This window comes from Rhodococcus sp. P4_F3_2 (assembly GCF_056401335.1).
Genome location: NZ_JBFUJN010000003.1, coordinates 1 through 15,756, shown reverse-complemented (window position 1 = coordinate 15,756; position 15,756 = coordinate 1). Strand labels below are relative to the sequence as shown.

Annotated in this window: 13 protein-coding genes and 1 pseudogene; 6 read left to right on the top strand and 8 right to left on the bottom strand. The window is 62.5% G+C overall.

From position 1 onward, the window contains the following. Positions 1-8: 8 nt before the first annotated feature. On the top strand, positions 9-551 hold the full coding sequence (locus AC1DWA_RS04070; RefSeq protein WP_019747713.1) for a hypothetical protein: 543 nt from the start codon (positions 9-11) through the stop codon (positions 549-551). A gap of 50 nt (positions 552-601) precedes the next feature. Then, positions 602-1,318: a GAF and ANTAR domain-containing protein gene (locus tag AC1DWA_RS04065; RefSeq protein WP_019747714.1), complete on the top strand. Its 717-nt coding sequence runs from the start codon at positions 602-604 to the stop codon at positions 1,316-1,318. Here AC1DWA_RS04065 and AC1DWA_RS04060 read toward each other — a convergent pair. Beyond that, positions 1,287-2,234 (bottom strand): LysR family transcriptional regulator, encoded by a 948-nt coding sequence (locus tag AC1DWA_RS04060; protein WP_021332532.1) that lies wholly within the window; start codon positions 2,232-2,234, stop codon positions 1,287-1,289. The genes AC1DWA_RS04065 and AC1DWA_RS04060 overlap by 32 nt on opposite strands. A 153-nt stretch (positions 2,235-2,387) precedes the next feature. On the opposite strand from AC1DWA_RS04060, the gene AC1DWA_RS04055 reads away from it, so the two are divergent. Further along, positions 2,388-3,764, top strand: a complete 1,377-nt coding sequence (locus AC1DWA_RS04055; RefSeq protein ID WP_020969173.1) for an MFS transporter — start codon at positions 2,388-2,390, stop codon at positions 3,762-3,764. Between the two features lie 42 nt (positions 3,765-3,806). Continuing rightward, positions 3,807-4,400 (top strand): annotated as a pseudogene (locus AC1DWA_RS04050) (SDR family oxidoreductase); the annotation flags it as partial. 22 nt (positions 4,401-4,422) lie between these two features. Here the strand turns inward: AC1DWA_RS04050 and AC1DWA_RS04045 are convergent. The 3 genes from AC1DWA_RS04045 to AC1DWA_RS04035 form a co-directional block, all read right to left on the bottom strand. Continuing rightward, positions 4,423-5,307 (bottom strand): aldo/keto reductase, encoded by an 885-nt coding sequence (locus AC1DWA_RS04045; RefSeq protein ID WP_099697419.1) that lies wholly within the window; start codon positions 5,305-5,307, stop codon positions 4,423-4,425. A 100-nt stretch (positions 5,308-5,407) separates the two neighbouring features. Further along, complete coding sequence (locus AC1DWA_RS04040) at positions 5,408-5,944, bottom strand: hypothetical protein (RefSeq protein ID WP_019747719.1); 537 nt, start codon at positions 5,942-5,944, stop codon at positions 5,408-5,410. Positions 5,945-5,961: 17 nt separating this feature from the next. Beyond that, positions 5,962-6,903 (bottom strand): oxygenase MpaB family protein, encoded by a 942-nt coding sequence (locus tag AC1DWA_RS04035; protein ID WP_477846075.1) that lies wholly within the window; start codon positions 6,901-6,903, stop codon positions 5,962-5,964. 87 nt (positions 6,904-6,990) lie between these two features. Between AC1DWA_RS04035 and AC1DWA_RS04030 the strand changes: the two genes are divergently transcribed. Beyond that, on the top strand, positions 6,991-7,560 hold the full coding sequence (locus tag AC1DWA_RS04030; RefSeq protein ID WP_019747721.1) for a TetR/AcrR family transcriptional regulator: 570 nt from the start codon (positions 6,991-6,993) through the stop codon (positions 7,558-7,560). Here AC1DWA_RS04030 and AC1DWA_RS04025 read toward each other — a convergent pair. Further along, positions 7,547-8,338 carry a DNA-formamidopyrimidine glycosylase family protein gene (locus tag AC1DWA_RS04025; RefSeq protein ID WP_019747722.1) on the bottom strand — a complete coding sequence of 264 codons (792 nt, stop codon included), beginning with the start codon at positions 8,336-8,338 and terminating at the stop codon, positions 7,547-7,549. The genes AC1DWA_RS04030 and AC1DWA_RS04025 overlap by 14 nt on opposite strands. Positions 8,339-8,386: 48 nt before the next feature. Continuing rightward, the gene (locus AC1DWA_RS04020) at positions 8,387-12,934 is read right to left on the bottom strand and encodes an ATP-dependent helicase (protein ID WP_031330957.1); all 4,548 of its coding nucleotides are present in this window, start codon (positions 12,932-12,934) and stop codon (positions 8,387-8,389) included. A 106-nt stretch (positions 12,935-13,040) separates the two neighbouring features. Here AC1DWA_RS04020 and AC1DWA_RS04015 point away from each other — a divergent pair, with 106 nt between their 5' ends. Beyond that, positions 13,041-14,372, top strand: coding sequence for an anaerobic C4-dicarboxylate transporter family protein (locus AC1DWA_RS04015; protein ID WP_428690626.1), 1,332 nt, complete (start codon positions 13,041-13,043; stop codon positions 14,370-14,372). A 37-nt stretch (positions 14,373-14,409) separates the two neighbouring features. On the opposite strand, the gene AC1DWA_RS04010 is transcribed toward AC1DWA_RS04015, so the two are convergent. Continuing rightward, complete coding sequence (locus AC1DWA_RS04010) at positions 14,410-15,501, bottom strand: N-formylglutamate amidohydrolase (RefSeq protein ID WP_020969180.1); 1,092 nt, start codon at positions 15,499-15,501, stop codon at positions 14,410-14,412. A gap of 34 nt (positions 15,502-15,535) precedes the next feature. Next, the coding region (locus AC1DWA_RS04005; RefSeq protein WP_477916485.1) for an acyl-CoA dehydrogenase family protein at positions 15,536-15,756 on the bottom strand (221 nt) is incomplete at its 5' end.

Genomic DNA, 15,756 nt, shown 5'->3' with positions numbered 1-15,756 from the left:
GGATCTCAATGTTCGGTAATCGGTCGCGATCTGCTGAGGAACACATAGCTACCGGCTATCTGGTCACTCACCTGTGCGGGGCGATGGTGGGGCTGCAACTCTCGCGGTCACTCTCGGACTCGTACGGCGTCTGGGCCGACGGTGAGCTGGATTCGTTGCCGGGCGAGCTCGAGTACGAGATCGAGCAGCTGCTGCAACTTATCGAGGACACCCAGGGCATATCTCTGCCGCGGTACTCCAAGATCGACGCGACGGTCAATCGGATCAGACGTCTCGTCCATGTCGACGCCATCTGGCGTAATCGCCTCGTGAAGTTGGCAACGCTCGAGATCATGCGGACCGCGCTGTGCGGCAAGAGTGCGATGTGGGAGGTCCTGCGAGACATTCCGGCCGGGGAGACCGAGGAGCAGTATCGCGAACTCAACGACCTGGTGTCCAAGCAGATCACCACGGTCACGGCGCTGCATCACCGCGCAGCTACGGAGGCTTTCCAGGGGACGGACGGGCGGGAATCGGCGAGCGGCGGCGACCCCATCAGGTCGAGTAAGTAAGGTTTGTACCGTTCGATGAAGAATTCGATGAACGGTAGACCCCGAGGTGTATGGAGATGGCTGAGCGCGACCAAGCACTGACAGAACCCAAGGCAGTGTTCGCGGCGTTGGCGGAGATCCTCTACTCCGCGGCAGACAGCGCCGAGGTGTACTCCGCGATCTGTTCGGCGGCTGTCGAGTTGATTCCCGGTTGCGACCACGCAAGTCTGATGCTGCGACGTGGAAACACCAACGTCACCGTAGCGGCGAGCGACGAGATCGCCGATTATGCAGACGATCTCGAGCGTGCCACCGGTGAGGGGCCGTGCATCGACGCCCTCGATACGGAGGCGCCGCAACTCGAGTCGGACCTTCGCACCCCGAATCAGTGGCCCGAGTTCGCTCGGAAAGTAGTGGCAGAGACACCCATTCGCGGATCGATGGGGTTCCGGCTGATGGTCGATCGTCAGAAGTTCGGTGCCCTCAACCTCTTCTCGGACACTCCGGGGGCTTTCACCGAAACCGTTGCCGACCACGCGATCATGTTGGCGTCATTTGCATCCGTGGCCGTCACTGCGCTGACGCGAGGCGAGGATGCCGACTCGCTGCGACGTGGTCTGGCAAGCAGCCGCGAAATCGGTCAGGCCGTCGGTCTGCTGATGGCACTGCATCGTGTGTCCGACGACGAGGCCTTCGACATTCTGGTGCGAACCTCACAAAACATGAACGTCAAGATCGCCGAATTGGCGCGCAAGGTCATCGTCCAGCATCGTTCGACTCTGGACTGAGCGCTTCGTTCGTTCCGGGAGAACCGAGGAGTTGAGATCGCTTGCGATCCACCGTCTCTCGAAGAGCTGTCACCACCGCTGCGACTTCCGGGCGTCGCAAGGATTCCGAACGGGCCACCAACCAATAGGAAAGTCTCACCTCGATGTGAGCCGGTAGAACGCGAATCAAATCGTCGTGCTGCTCGGCCATGAAACAGGGGAGAAGGCCGATGCCGGCACCCGCGCGCGTTGCCTCGATGTGTACGAACACGTTGGTGGACGTGACGGCCTCGCGCATGGAAACCGTGAGCTTGCGAGCCAGATCGAGTTCGTCGACCTGCAGCATCGAGTCGATGAAGTACACCAGCGAGTGATCGGCCAGATCTGCGGCACTCTCGGGAACAGCATTCTGACGTAGATAGTCTCGGGACGCGTACAAACCCAGCGCGTAGTCGGCCAGATGGACTGCTTCGGCGCGGTGAACGTGAGGCTTGCCGACCACAACCTCGATGTCGAGACCCGAGCGTATCTGCGACGCCTTTCTGGTTGCGACAACAATCTCGACGCTGACGCGGGGATGGCGTCTGCGAACCGCGGCGCCGGCGGGCGCCGCGATGTATGCGCTGAATCCGTCGGTCGCCGAGACTCGCACGACGCCGTCGAGTTGCTGCTGACCGGTGGAGTCGAGCGCCAGTTCGTTCACCGCAGCCTCGATGCGCTCGGCCGCGCTGAGGGCTTGTCTGCCCAGGTCGGTCAGCTCCCAGCCGCCGGACGAGCGAACCAGGACACGGCCGCCGAGACACTTCTCGAGCGAGGAAATGCGGCGCGAGATGGTGGTGTGATTGAGGCCGAGGTCGTCGGCGGCGGTGTTGAAGCGACCGGTGCGACCGACCGCGAGAAGCACCAGTAGGTCGTCCGGGCTCAGTCCGAGAGTCATATCTGCATTTTTGCACCTATATGGTGCGAGATTTGTCATTGTCGCGCCATCAATCTGCACTGATACTCATCGAGTCACAAAAAGTGTGCGAGCGGTCACATTCCTGATCGTGAAGAGCAGGCGAATCGCGAACTGAAGACGAGGGAGTCCACGATGAGCGTCGACAACATGCCGAAGCCCGAGAGCCAAGCCCCACCATCGGGGCTGAAGAAGGTGGTCGGCGCCTCGATGGCGGGCACCGTGGTCGAGTGGTACGAGTTCTTTCTGTACGGCACGGCGGCCACGCTGGTCTTCAGCAAGGTCTTCTTCCCGGGCGGCGGCAACGAGCTGGATGCGATCATCGCGGCTTTCATCACCTACGCCGTCGGATTCGCCGCCCGGCCACTCGGCGGAATCGTCTTCGGATACTTCGGAGACAAATTCGGCCGAAAGCAGTTGCTGCAGTTCAGTTTGCTGTTGGTCGGCGCCGCAACGTTCTTGATGGGATGCCTGCCTACCTACGGTCAGATCGGCTACTGGGCGCCGGCAATGCTGGTCACGCTGCGCTTCATCCAAGGATTCGCGGTCGGCGGCGAATGGGGTGGGGCGGTACTCCTGGTCGCCGAGCACAGCCCGAATCGATCGCGCGGATTCTGGTCTTCGTGGCCTCAGGCCGGCGTGCCGATGGGCAACCTGGTGGCGACGGTCGTGCTGTTGATCCTGACGTCGACGCTCTCGGACGAATCCTTCATGAGTTGGGGCTGGCGCGTTGCCTTCTGGCTCTCCGCGGTGATCGTTCTGGTCGGGTACTACGTTCGGACCAAGGTCACCGATGCTCCCATTTTCATTGCGGCGCAGAAGGAAGCAGAACTGGTCAAGGCAACCTCGTACAGCGTTTTCGAGGTCGTCAAGCGTTACCCGCGCGGAGTGTTGACCGCGATGGGGCTGCGTTTCGCCGAAAACGTCATGTACTACCTCGTGGTGACCTTCTCGATCACTTACCTCAAGGTCGTCGTTCATGCGGACACGGCGCACATCCTCTGGTGGATGCTGATGGCACATGCCGTGCACTTCGCAGTGATTCCGTTGGTAGGCAAACTGTCCGACACGATCGGTCGACGCCCGGTGTACATGATCGGCGCCGTCACCGCCGGAACGTGGGGATTCTTCGCCTTCCCGATGATGAACAGCGGGCACAATGCAGTCATCTTGTCGGCGATCATCATCGGGCTCGTGTTCCACGCGTTCATGTACGCAGGCCAACCCGCGATCATGGCCGAGATGTTCCCGACTCGGATGCGCTACTCCGGTGTCTCCCTGGGTTATCAGGTCACGTCGATCGTGGCGGGTTCACTGGCTCCGATCATCGCGACCGGATTGCTGAGCAAGTTCGACTCCTCGGTCCCCATCGCGATCTATCTCCTGCTGGCATCCCTGGTCACCATCGTTGCAGTCATTTTCGCGCGGGAGACCAAGGGAATCTCGCTCGAGTCCGTCGACGCCGCTGACGCCCGTGTTCTCGCCGACGAGCGGGCCGGTGTGTCTGTATGACGCTGACCGGAAAGTCTGCTCTGGTCACCGGTGGTGCCAGCGGGATCGGCGTGGGCCGTCGATCTCCTCGACACCGACCAACTCGTGGATCTGTCACTCGAAACGGACATACTCGTCAACAACGCCGGCATTCAACGGGTCAGTCCTATCGAGGATTTCGACGTCGAGGACTTCCGGAAGATTCAGCGCCTCATGGTCGAAGCGCCATTCCTCCTCGCTCGGGCCGCCCTGCCGCACATGTACCGCAACAGTTTCGGTCGCATCGTGAACATTTCCTCGGTCCACGGGCTCCGCGCTTCGGCATTCAAGAGTGCATACGTCACGGCTAAGCACGGACTCGAAGGACTGTCGAAAGTTGTTGCGCTCGAAGGCGCCCCACACGGTGTCACCAGCAACTGCGTCAATCCGGGCTACGTCCTGACGCCACTGGTGCGATCCCAGATCTCCGACCAGGCAAAGGTTCACGGAATCAGTGAATCCGAGGTTGTCGAAAAGGTGATGCTCACCGAGAGCGCAATCAAACGGATGGTCGAGCCTGCGGAGGTGGCATCGCTGGTGGGCTGGTTGGCATCGACCGAGGCGTCGATGGTGACGGGGGCGTCGTACACCATCGACGGAGGGTGGAGCGCCAGCTAGACCACCCGAGCTGCTGGGTTTTTCACGCTTCGGGGATCTCGATTCCGAACTTCTCGCGAGTGATGACCTCGGGTTCGGGACCACCGCGAACTCCGGTGTCGAGTGCGTCGATTGCGGAGAGTTCTTCGGCGGTGAGTTCGAAGTCGAACACGTCGAAGTTCTCCGCGATGCGTGAGGGAGTCACCGACTTGGGGATCACCTGGCGGCCCTGCTGGAGGTGCCAGCGGAGCATCACCTGTGCGGGAGACTTGCCGTGAGAGGAAGCGATAGCGCCGATGGTGGCGTCCTCGAGGGTTGAGCCGTGAGAGCCGTCGCGATAGAACGTGATTCCGCCGATCGGTGACCAGGCCTGAGACAGAATGCCGTGATCGGCGTCGGCCTCGAGCAAGGTCGACTGCCTGAAGTATGGATGGACCTCGATCTGGTTGACCGCCGGCACTACGGACGTTGCGTCCAATAGTCGGGTGAGGTGATCCGGCATGAAGTTACTGACTCCGATGGCACGAACCTTGCCGTCTGCGAGAAGTGTTTCCAGGGCCTTGTATGCGTCGATGGTGCGCTCGAACTCGCTCGGCAACGCCTGGTGAAGGATGAGGAGGTCAAGTTGCTCGACTCCGAGTTTGCCTGCGCTCTTGTCGAAGGCGTGCAAGGTCTCGTCGTATCCGTAGTCGGTGATCCAGACTTTCGTTTCGACGAAGATCTCACCGCGATCGAGACCGGATCGCCGGATCGCCTCGCCGACGCCCTTCTCGTTGCCGTAGGCCGCAGCCGTATCGATATGGCGATAACCCACCGAAAGCGCGGACTCGACTGCGGCGAGAGTTTCGTCCGGCGGGGTCTGGTAGACGCCGAAGCCCAGCGCGGGGATGTCGACGCCGTTGTTCAGTTTCAGGCTCGGGATGCTCATGTCGTCCACGGTAGCGGCGGCCACTGGTTCGGTGGGAGTGACTGCTCAGCCGGGTAACGGCAGTACCCCTTCAGGCCTGGCAATTTGCAGTTGTGGCTCGTCAATGAGTGAGCACTATCTTCAAGCCGACTATGAGGGTGGCGACGGCAGCGAGGCCGAAGGCTGCCAGATGTGTGTTCGTGCTGACTTTCTCGCCGTGAAGACGGCTGATCACGTAACTGGTGGATCCGATGCGCAGGATCAAGACGATTTCCGCGATCAACTGCGCCGTCCGTGGTTCCAGGAAGTTGAACCACGCCGTCGCGAGAATGGCGACAGGAACAACCGCAGAGGTGAGGATCGGGACAGAATCGCGCAGCGAGTCGATTCTCTCCGCGGTGGTGAGACGGCGGTCGTTGCGAATGCTCTCGCCGACGCTCTCGGCAAATGTGTGGGCGATGTACGTCGACAATGCCGTGCCGACCACAATCGCGGCGCCCAGTGATTCCTGAGATTTTGTCACCGGGACGAGTGCGGCGAGGACAAGAATGTTGCCGTAGATGTACGCGGTGGTTCTCGCCGCCACACGTTCTTGTCCCAGCGGCGCACCGTGAGACGTGATCGGCCGGTTCAGCAGTGTTCGCAGGTCCCACTCCATGTTCAGAGCATGGCAGATCAGACGCTCGGGCTGTAGTGCATCGGATTATCTCGCTGCTCGAGCGGCGGTAGATTGCGGGCCGGCGTGTGGACCAGTGGCGCCCCGGCGGGAATTCTGCCGCTGGCTCGGTCCCACCCCGCGCGAGCGCGCGGTTGATACCGGTATCGCCACGGCACCAGGCGGAAGACGGCGTTGACGGTGCGGCCGACAGCGTTGTGAATTTTCTGATCGCGACTGGTCCACGAGTAGCCGAGAAGGTCGCGAACCGGTTGGTCGTACATGCCCACTGTCAGCCACACGAATCCGCGGGCGAGGGGAATCCGCGTGAGCCGCCACAAGGGATCGGGTAGCCACGTCATGTACGGGGGCTTTCCCAGCCCCGACAAATCCAAGACGTCGCGGGTCGCTTTGTTGTCTTCGAGTACGTTGCGGCACATGTGGTCCCAATACTCCTGAAATGCTTCCCAGGTTTCGGGAACCGGGCGCATGCTCATCCCGTACAGGCGGTACCACTGAATGTGCTCGGTGAAGAGTTGTCGTTTCTGGGCCTCGGTCAGGCCACCGGAGAAGTTCTCGGCGGTGACGATGGTGCCCATGAAGAATGTCGCGTGCGCCCAGTAGAAGGTGTCGGGATCAAGTGCGTGGTACCGGCGTCCCAGCTTGTCGATGCCCTTGATCCGTGTGTGATAGCCACGGACTTCTTCGGCTGTCTGCTGCGCGCGATCGCCGTCGAAGACCACGCCGGCAATGGGATACAGCGAGCGGTACAGCCGTTCCCAGCGCTCGTCGAAGAACTGCGAGTGCTCCTCGACCCCGGCGCCGAGACCAGGGTGCATGTTTTGCATCGAACCTGCCCAGACACCTTGGAGCATCCCGCGCCAGTCGCCGAAATACTTCCAGGTCAGGGAATCCGGACCGAGGGGAACCGGGGTGCTGCTGTCGCCAAGTTGACTACGCATGTTGTCAGATTAGGATCGACAACAGCGGTAGTCAAGGATCGAATACCGGGTGCATTGAAGAACAAGTGTCGGAGAAGTGGGGAAGTTGTGAGCATCGAAGAACGCAGGGCCACTCGAAAGGCGACGTTGTTCGACGTCGGAGTGACACTGCTCGGTGCGGTCGACGGTCCGGCCGTCAACGTGCGAGCGGTCTGCAAGGCCGCTGGTCTGACCGAGCGGTACTTCTACGAGAGCTTCACCGATCGCGATCAGTACGTTGTCGCGGTCCACACGTTTGTCGCCGAGCGCGCGCAGTCGGCGCTCGCCACGGCAGTGGAGTCCGAGACGACATCCGAGGCAGTCGCCACCGCTGCGGTCGACGCTTTCGTCAAGCTGATGGTCGACGACCCGGCAATGGGGCGAGTGCTTCTGATCGCTCCGCTCTCGGAGCCGGTGCTGAGCGGACGCGGTATCGAATCGATGCCGGCGTTCGTGGACCTGGTGTACGACCAGTTGTCCGAGATTGCTGATCCGGTGGACAAGCAGCTGGTGGCAGTCGGGCTGGTCGGGGCGTTGTTCACACTGTTCATCGGTTATCTGGACGGCTCGATCGTCGTCGAGCGCGAGCGATTTGTGCGCCATTGCGTCCGGCTGCTGATCAACGCTAACCAGGCGTGAACGGCTGGCACACGGGGCAGAAGAAGATATTTCGCTCGGTGAGCTGATCCGGTCCGAGGGTGTCTTCTCTGATGCGGGTTCCGCATCGGCGGCAAGGTTTTCCGCGTCTGCCGTACACCCACGTTTGCCTACCTGGGCGGGTGTCGCCGGTGGTGACCCGGATGCGACGCGACTTGTTGACGTTGATGGTGCGGAATGACAGATCCACAATCGCGTCGAGGTTCCCGGCGCGGTGTGTCGGCGTCTTCGGGTGAATGCCTCGTAGGAAGCAGATCTCGTTGCGGTACACGTTGCCCAGTCCGGCCATCACGCGCTGATCCAGGAGCGCGATTCCGATCGGTACGGAGTCTGCAGCGCGAAGATTCTCGACGGCCACGGAACTGTCCCAATCGGTCCCGAGCAGGTCCGGTCCGAGGTGCCCGACGGCCTCCTGTTCCTGCCCCAGTTCGAGGATCTCGGTGATTCCCAGTGAAAAGCCCACTGCTACAGAGTCTTCGGTGGCCAAGATTATGCGCGCTTGGTGGGCGGGTCTGCGCCAGCGCTCGCCGGGGCGATAAATCTGCCACTGACCCTCCATCTTCAGATGCGTGTGAATGGACGCTTCGCCCACGCGGATCAGCAGATGCTTTCCGCGGCTGGCGACGGAATCCACACGATGACCCGACAGATCCACGGTGGCATAGCGAGGAACGCGGACATCGCAAGTGGTGAGTACCTTCTCGGCCAGGGCTGCGCGCAGATCGTTGGCGGCCCGCCACACGGTATCGCCCTCAGGCATGGTCGCCGCTCCAGCACTTCACGATCGCAACCATCATGACCTCAATCCTCATGACCTCAACCGGAATCCGCGAGGAGTGGCGGCGAAGCCGGCTTCGACCAGGACGGGAGCAAAATCGTTGCCGTGGATGGTCTCTCCGTCGACCTTCTCCACTACCAACTTGTCGACAGCGCGAGAAGTCACCTTCTGGGCAAGCGACAGCGCTGCCAGGCGCAAAGTTCCGCCGTCGTCGGTGAATGTCAGGATGGTGCGACCGCCGCGCTCGACGAACAGAACCAACTCGCCCTCCACCAGAACGACCAGTGCTCCCGCCTTACGTCCGGGTCGGTGTCCGGGTGACTCTTCGCCCCCCGACGCCGGCCACGGCAGTGCGGCGCCGTAGGGATTGGCCGGGTCGCACGCCGCGAGAGTGACTGCAGCCGAGGAGGTGTGGCGCCCCTCGATGGAATCACCGAACGTGCGCAAGCGGTCGACCACGGGAGGCGTCGAGAATTGAGCGCCGCCCAGGGTGTCCACGAAGTATCCGCGTCGAGCGCGCCCGTTGTCCTCGAACGTGCTCAGTACCTTGTAGATCAACGCGAAACCGCCCGGCACGTTCTCGCTCATCACCGATCCGCGGGTGACTACGCCGTACCGTTCGAGTAACAGATCGGCCGTGGCGTGCGCCCGGATGGTCGGGTCCGGTTCGATGGCCGGCAGTTGGAACCACCGACCGGAAGCGGTTGCCGGTCCCGTGCGAGCCGGGGTGGAAGCGCGCGCCATTCCGCGGTACGGACGGGCACGAGGAACACGTCGAGGCGATCGGTGACTTGTGGTGGTTCTGGTGGTGTCCGAGAGAAGTGCGCGCAGCGGTGCCACGGTGTCGTTACCGATGTGTCCGAGCCACACCAACTCCCACAGTGCCGTCGTCACCGCACTGTCGACCGTGTCTGCAGCCGACTCCGTAGTTTGCAACGCGTCGACCAACTGGCGGAAGAAGTAGGCACCGCCGCCGGACAGCAGGTCGAGGATGCGTTTCTGCAACTCCGAGACGTCGGTGTCGGCGGGCGAATTGAGCGTGATCGGTGCCAGGTCGGCGGGGTGCAGAACTACCCACCCGTCTTTGCCGGAGATTGCTCCGGATCCGGACCACAGGACTTCGCCCGTCGAGGTGAGTTCGTCCAACATCGCGGGGGAGTAGTCGGCGACTCGGCTCGGCAGGATCAACGATTCGAGGGCGGACGCCGGAATCGGTACGCCCGCAAGTTGATCGACTACCGTTGCAACACCGTCGATTCCGCGCAGCGTGCCGCCCACATGCTGCCAACCGGGAAGGAAACGTCCGAGCGTTGCGGTACTGACCGGCTCGACCTCCTGCCGTGCCGCGGCGAGCGAGCGACGCCGCAAGCGGCGCAGGACTTCGGCGTCGCACCATTCGCTCCCAGTTGCAGACGGTCGGAATTCTCCTTCGAGAACACGCTTTTCGAGCGCGAGCCGACCGAGAACGTCACGCGCGACGGATACTCCGATACCGAAGCGTGCAGCCGCATCCGTGAGAGTGAATGGTCCGTGGGTGCGTGCGTATCGGCTCAGGAGGTCGTCGAGTGGCTGATCGACCGGCTCGATGAACGCGGCCGGAACCCCGATGGGTAGGGGAACGCCGAGTCCATCGCGAAGGCGCGCTGCATCTTCGACGACGGTCCACCAACTCTCGCCCGCATAGGAGACGTGGAGGGCACGTTTGTCTGCGACCAACTTGTCGAGCCACGAGACCGGATCTTCGAGACAGCGTTCGGTGACTTCTTCGGTGGTCAGCGGGCCGAGCATACGGAGAAGGTCGGCGACGCCCTCGAGGTCCTTGGCCTTGCGGTCCGGAGCGAGCCGTTGCAGTTCACGTTCTGCCTGCTCGATCACTCCGGCGTCGAGCAGCTCGCGCAGTTCGACGCGGCCGAGGAGTTCGGCCAACAGCGTGGAGTCCAACGACAGTGCGGCGGCGCGTCGCTCGGCCAGGGGGCTGTCGCCCTCGTACATGAACGCGCCCACGTAGTTGAACAGGAGCGCACTTGCGAACGGTGAAGGCGAGGGCGTCTCCACTTCGACTATTCGAATCTGGCGCCGTTCGATCTTGCCGAACAATTCCTTCAGTGCCGGCAGGTCGTAGACGTCCTGCAAGCACTCACGCACGGTCTCGAGCAGGATCGGGAATGTCGGGAACTTGCGAGCGACGTCCAGCAGTTGCGCCGACCGCTGACGTTGCTGCCACAGTGGAGCACGCTTGCCGGGATTGCGGCGTGGGAGAAGCAGTGCGCGGGCGGCACATTCGCGGAATCGGGAGGCGAACAATGCCGAGCCACCCACCTCCTGGGTGACCAGATCTTCGATGTCCTCGACGTCGAAGGTGAACAGTTCGGCGCCGGGAGGTTCGTTCTCGGTGTCGGGGAGACGGATGATGATGCCGTCGTCGGAGGCCGTCGGACTGGAATCGACGCCGTATCGTTCCTGCAAGCGGGCCCCGATGGCGAGGGCCCACGGTGCGTGAACCCGTTGGCCGTACGGGGAATGCAGCACCAGACGCCAATCGCCGAGTTCGTCGCGGAAGCGCTCGACAACCAATGTTCGATCCGACGGGACCTGCCCGGTGGCATTCTTCTGCTCACCGACGAGTTGGATCAGATTGGTTGTGGCGTTGTGATCGAGCCCGCCCACGCGACAACGCTCGACGACGTCGGCTTCATTACCCAGCGCGGTCTCTCGAACGAATTGTCCCAACGCCTGTCCGAGTTCGGCAGGGCGACCGAGTCCGTCGCCATGCCAGAAGGGCAAACGACCGGGCATGCCGTAGGCGGGGCTGACCAGAACCCGATCGAAGGTGATCTCCTCGATCCGCCAACTGGTGGCGCCGAGCGCAAAGACGTCGCCTACCCGGGATTCGTAGACCATTTCTTCGTCGAGTTCGCCGACTCTTGATGCTTTCTCACCGACCATGTAGACCGTGAAGAGGCCGCGGTCGGGGATGGCGCCGCCGGAAGTGACTGCCAAGCGCTGCGAACCCGGGCGGCCCGTCAGAGTGTTGGACTCGCGATCCCAGACCAGGCGCGGACGTAATTCGGCGAACTCGTCCGAGGGGTACCGCCCGGCGAGCAGATCCAGAGTCGACTCGTAGGCCGAACGGGGAAGCGTTGCAAAGGAACCGCTTCGGCGCACCGTCTCGAACCAGTCGTCGACGTCGATCGGTTCCAGAGCGGTGGCCGCAACAGTTTGCTGGGCAAGGATGTCGAGGGGATTGGCGGGAACGGCCATCGCCTCGATCTTGCCTTCGACCATGCGCTCGACGGTCACCGCGCAGTGAATCAGGTCGGTGCGATGTTTGGGGAAGACGACGCCTCGTGAGATCTCGCCGACCTGGTGGCCGGCGCGACCGACACGTTGCAGGCCGCTGGCAACCGAAGGCGGCGCCTCCACCTGGATGACCAAGTCGACGGCGCCCATGTCGATTCCGAGTTCGAGACTGCTGGTGGCGACGACGCATCGCAATCGACCCGATTTGAGGTCGTCTTCGATGAGGGCTCGCTGGTCTTTGCTGACCGATCCGTGGTGGGCGCGAGCAAGGAGGGGTTCTGCGCCGTAGTTGACCTCGGTGGGAGCTCCGATCTGCGCGGGCGGGCGAGGTGTTTTCTCGACGGCCAGACCGATGCGTTCTGCATGAATCTCGTTGAGCCTGGCTGTCAATCGTTCGGCGAGGCGCCGAGAGTTGGCGAACACGATGGACGATCGGTGATCGAGCACGAGGTCGACGATCTGTTCCTCGACGTGAGGCCAGATCGAACCGGCTTGCGGGGTGGGGGATTCGGAACCGTCGGCGGGCGTCGCGATACCCAATTCGGTCATGTCCTCGACGGGGACACGGACCGTGAGATCGAAGGTCTTGGCGGCAGGCGGTGCCACGATTCGGATCGGTGCCGAACCGGCGAGGAACCGCCCGATCTCCTCGTGGGGACGGACAGTGGCCGACAATCCGATGCGTTGCGCCGGACGCTCGAGCAAGCCGTCCAGACGTTCCAGAGAGAGCGCAAGGTGCGAGCCGCGCTTGGTACCCGCCACCGCGTGAACCTCGTCGACGATCACGGTGTCGACGCCGACCAGTGTTTCCCGGGCAGCGGAGGTGAGCATGAGGAACAACGACTCCGGCGTCGTGATCAGGATGTCCGGAGGACGCTTGATCAACGAGCGCCGATCGGCCTGGGACGTATCGCCGGAACGGACACCGACGGTGATCTCTGGCGGGGTGAGGCCCAGACGTTTCGCAGTTTGTGTGATGCCGACCAGCGGCGCGCGAAGGTTCCGTTCGACGTCCACGCCCAGCGCTTTGAGTGGCGAAATGTAGAGGACTTTGGTGGCGCGTTCGCCTTCGTCCTTCGCGGCGAGTTGATCGAGGGCCCACAGGAACGCCGACAATGTCTTGCCGGAGCCGGTGGGTGCGACGACAAGTGTGTGAGAGCCACTCGCGATGGATTCCCAGGCACCGAGCTGCGCAGCAGTCGGAGCGCTGAAAGCGCCGCCGAACCACTCGCGTGTGGCGGGCGAGAACCTACCGAGGACGTTGGTCACGACCACCATATTGCCCCTTCCCACCGACAGCGTGTTCGTGCCCGCAGCCGAAGTGCAGAGCATACTATTTGCCCTGTTATAGCGATTCTCTTGTTATCGAGAAGGCGAGTGCCTGATGGAAGCAGTCAAGATTGTCCTCGAGCTGGCGGTAGTGCTCGGGGCGATTGTCATGGGTACCAGATCGAGCGGTGTCGCTCTCGGTCTGTGGGGCGGCGCAGGTGTTGCCGTCCTCGTGTTCGTCTTCGGAGAGGACGTCGGCAGTCCGCCGGTCGACGCTCTCCTCATCGTCCTGTCCGTTGTCCTCGCGTCGTCGATGATGCAGGCGGCCGGTGGTATCGACTGGATGGTCACCATCGCGGCCAAGTTGATCGAATCTCGCCCGAAACAGATCACGCTGATCGCGCCGTTGGTGTCATTCCTGTTCTCGGTCGGTGCCGGTACGTCCAACATCCTCTACCCGCTGCTCCCCGTCATCTACGACGTCTCGTACAAGAACGGTGTGCGGCCGTCACGGCCGCTGTCGCTGTCGGTTGTCTCGACCGGTGTGGCGCTGGCGTGTAGTCCGGTGTCCGCGGCGATGGCGGCGATGGTCACGCTGACCGACGTGCCGCCTTACGATTTCGAACTCATCGACATCATCAAGATCACCTTCCCGGCCGCTGTCGTCGGCATCGTCCTCTCCTCCATCGCGGTCAACAGGCTCGGTAAGGATCTCGACGACGACCCGGACATACAGGCGAAGATGAAGTCGGGCGAATTGGCCGGACCTGGTGCAGCGTCCAAGACCGAACTCGTCTCGACGAAGACCGGACGAAACGCGGCACTGATCTTCCTGGCCGGCGTTATGGCCATCGTGATCTTCGGCCTGTTCAAGGGAATTCGCCCCGAAGCCGCCGACGGTTCCCCGATGGGGATGACACCGATCATCGAAATGCTGATGTTCGTCGTCGGTACGTTGATCCTGCTGGTGTGCCGCCCGAACGTTGCCGACGTGCCCTCGTCGACGGTGTTCCGTGCCGGCATGGTCTCGGCCATCGCGCTGTTCGGTCTGGCATGGCTGACGGACACGTTCATCAGCGCACATTCGGAGCTGATCACGAGCACCGTCGGCGACTGGGTCAACGCCGCGCCATGGATCTTCGCGCTCGGTGTCTTCCTGGTCTGTGTCCTGACGACCAGCCAGTCGACCGCGACGAGGACCATCGTGCCGATCGGTCTCGCTGCCGGGATTGCACCCGGCCTGGTGAGCGGCATGTGGGCCGGAGCCTTTGCCGGTGTCTATCTGTTGCCGACAAACGGTTCACAGATCGCAGCTGCGAACTTCGACCTCTCGGGCAGCACGAAGCTCGGCTCCAAGCTCGTCGACCACTCGTTCTTCCTGCCGACCATCATCTTGGCCGTCACGACGATTGCGGCCGGCGCGGTGTTCGGAGTCGTACTCGGTTGAGTGATACCGCTGAGTCAGCCTGAGTGATATCGCTGAGTCAGCTGTTGCGGTAGTGGTCCCAGCTCGCCTTGCACGCGTGGGCGAGCTGGTCCACCCGTTCGGCGTCGGGTGTAGGCCAATCGAGGCCGGGTTCCATGATGTATGCGGCCAGTTCGTCTCCCAGTAGGAATTCTCGTTTGAATTCGGCCTGAACCGCACTCAACGTGATCCCGGCTTCGGCGGCGCGGGCGCTCAATTCGGCGAATCTGGCTCCGGCTCGGATGATTTCGAAACTGCCGAGGTACGGCTGATTGAGAGCGACGGCATCTGGATCGTCGACCTGAAATCCCTTGCGATGTGAGACCGCAAGTGTGCGAATAAGCTCCGGATCCATCGTCACGGGATTGTCGCCGCGTCGATTGCCGTGGTGGTCGCCACGATTGGAGAGTGCGACGACGTCGGGGAGTCGATCTGCTTCCGGCCGTTCGACATTGACGGCGCCGTCCCGCCGGGTGGTGTGGTTCATCGTGTCGTGGAACGACAACGTCGTGAACGATCGACCGAGTTCGAAGCTCTTCTCCACCATGGCTTCGATCAGTGCGTCGCGAGTTCTTTCGTAGACACCCAAACCGTGTTCGGCTGTCTCGGTGAAGGTCTCGGCGAGGTTCTTCCAGCCCGCGTCGTCGGTCGGCTCGAGCAACAGGGGGTAGAACGAGAAGGTGACAGGGCGAACTGCGTCGACGCCGGTGAGGTCTGCTTTGTTGCCTGCACCGGCCTTGTGGACGCGGGCGAAGGCTTCGCGCAGTGACGCTTCCAGGTTTTCGGGCTTCGCACGGTTGGGATCGCGAATCATGCGAGGGTGCGGATTCTCCACGTACACGATGCGCGAATCGATTTCGGCCCAACGGCGCACGATGGGACTGGTGGACATGTCGGTGAAGTCGAATTGCAGCCGCTGTGTGAACTCGGGTGCGAGAAAACGTGAGAGTTCTGCTGGAATCGCGGAACCCGAGTGTGGGCAACTGACAAGAAGGTCGGCTTCGGCGATGGCGTCGTCGAGACTGCGGGAGTCGCGATCGGCATAGAACGTCAGGTCCTCCGGCGTGAACACGGTTCCGGCCGGGATGAGTACTGGTTCTCCACTGGTCATGAGCCCCAGCGTAATCGAGTGCAACCGTGCAGACTCAGTATCCGCTGAGTCGTTCCACCAGAGCTGTCTTGATCTCCGGTCGACCAGCCGCGACAAGAGTGAAGGTGGCTTCTCGCATGAGCCGCTCGGGGGTGTTGCTGCCGACGAGGGCGCGGCTTCCGGTCGCAGTGACGAGCGCGGCCGACGCTCGTATCGCAAGTTCCGATGCGCGGGCGCGTGCGGCCGACATGTCGCCGCCGCCGCGCAGTGCTGCAT

What these genes read in the sequence shown, in the direction of transcription:
- AC1DWA_RS04070 (WP_019747713.1), top strand. Translation starts at nt 9, where the DNA reads ATGTTCGGTAATCGGTCGCGATCTGCTGAGGAACACATAGCTACCGGC.
- AC1DWA_RS04065 (WP_019747714.1), top strand. Translation starts at nt 602, where the DNA reads ATGGAGATGGCTGAGCGCGACCAAGCACTGACAGAACCCAAGGCAGTG.
- AC1DWA_RS04060 (WP_021332532.1), bottom strand. Translation starts at nt 2,234, where the DNA reads ATGACTCTCGGACTGAGCCCGGACGACCTACTGGTGCTTCTCGCGGTC.
- AC1DWA_RS04055 (WP_020969173.1), top strand. Translation starts at nt 2,388, where the DNA reads ATGAGCGTCGACAACATGCCGAAGCCCGAGAGCCAAGCCCCACCATCG.
- AC1DWA_RS04045 (WP_099697419.1), bottom strand. Translation starts at nt 5,307, where the DNA reads ATGAGCATCCCGAGCCTGAAACTGAACAACGGCGTCGACATCCCCGCG.
- AC1DWA_RS04040 (WP_019747719.1), bottom strand. Translation starts at nt 5,944, where the DNA reads ATGGAGTGGGACCTGCGAACACTGCTGAACCGGCCGATCACGTCTCAC.
- AC1DWA_RS04035 (WP_477846075.1), bottom strand. Translation starts at nt 6,903, where the DNA reads ATGCGTAGTCAACTTGGCGACAGCAGCACCCCGGTTCCCCTCGGTCCG.
- AC1DWA_RS04025 (WP_019747722.1), bottom strand. Translation starts at nt 8,338, where the DNA reads ATGCCTGAGGGCGATACCGTGTGGCGGGCCGCCAACGATCTGCGCGCA.
- AC1DWA_RS04020 (WP_031330957.1), bottom strand. Translation starts at nt 12,934, where the DNA reads ATGGTGGTCGTGACCAACGTCCTCGGTAGGTTCTCGCCCGCCACACGC.
- AC1DWA_RS04015 (WP_428690626.1), top strand. Translation starts at nt 13,041, where the DNA reads ATGGAAGCAGTCAAGATTGTCCTCGAGCTGGCGGTAGTGCTCGGGGCG.
- AC1DWA_RS04010 (WP_020969180.1), bottom strand. Translation starts at nt 15,501, where the DNA reads ATGACCAGTGGAGAACCAGTACTCATCCCGGCCGGAACCGTGTTCACG.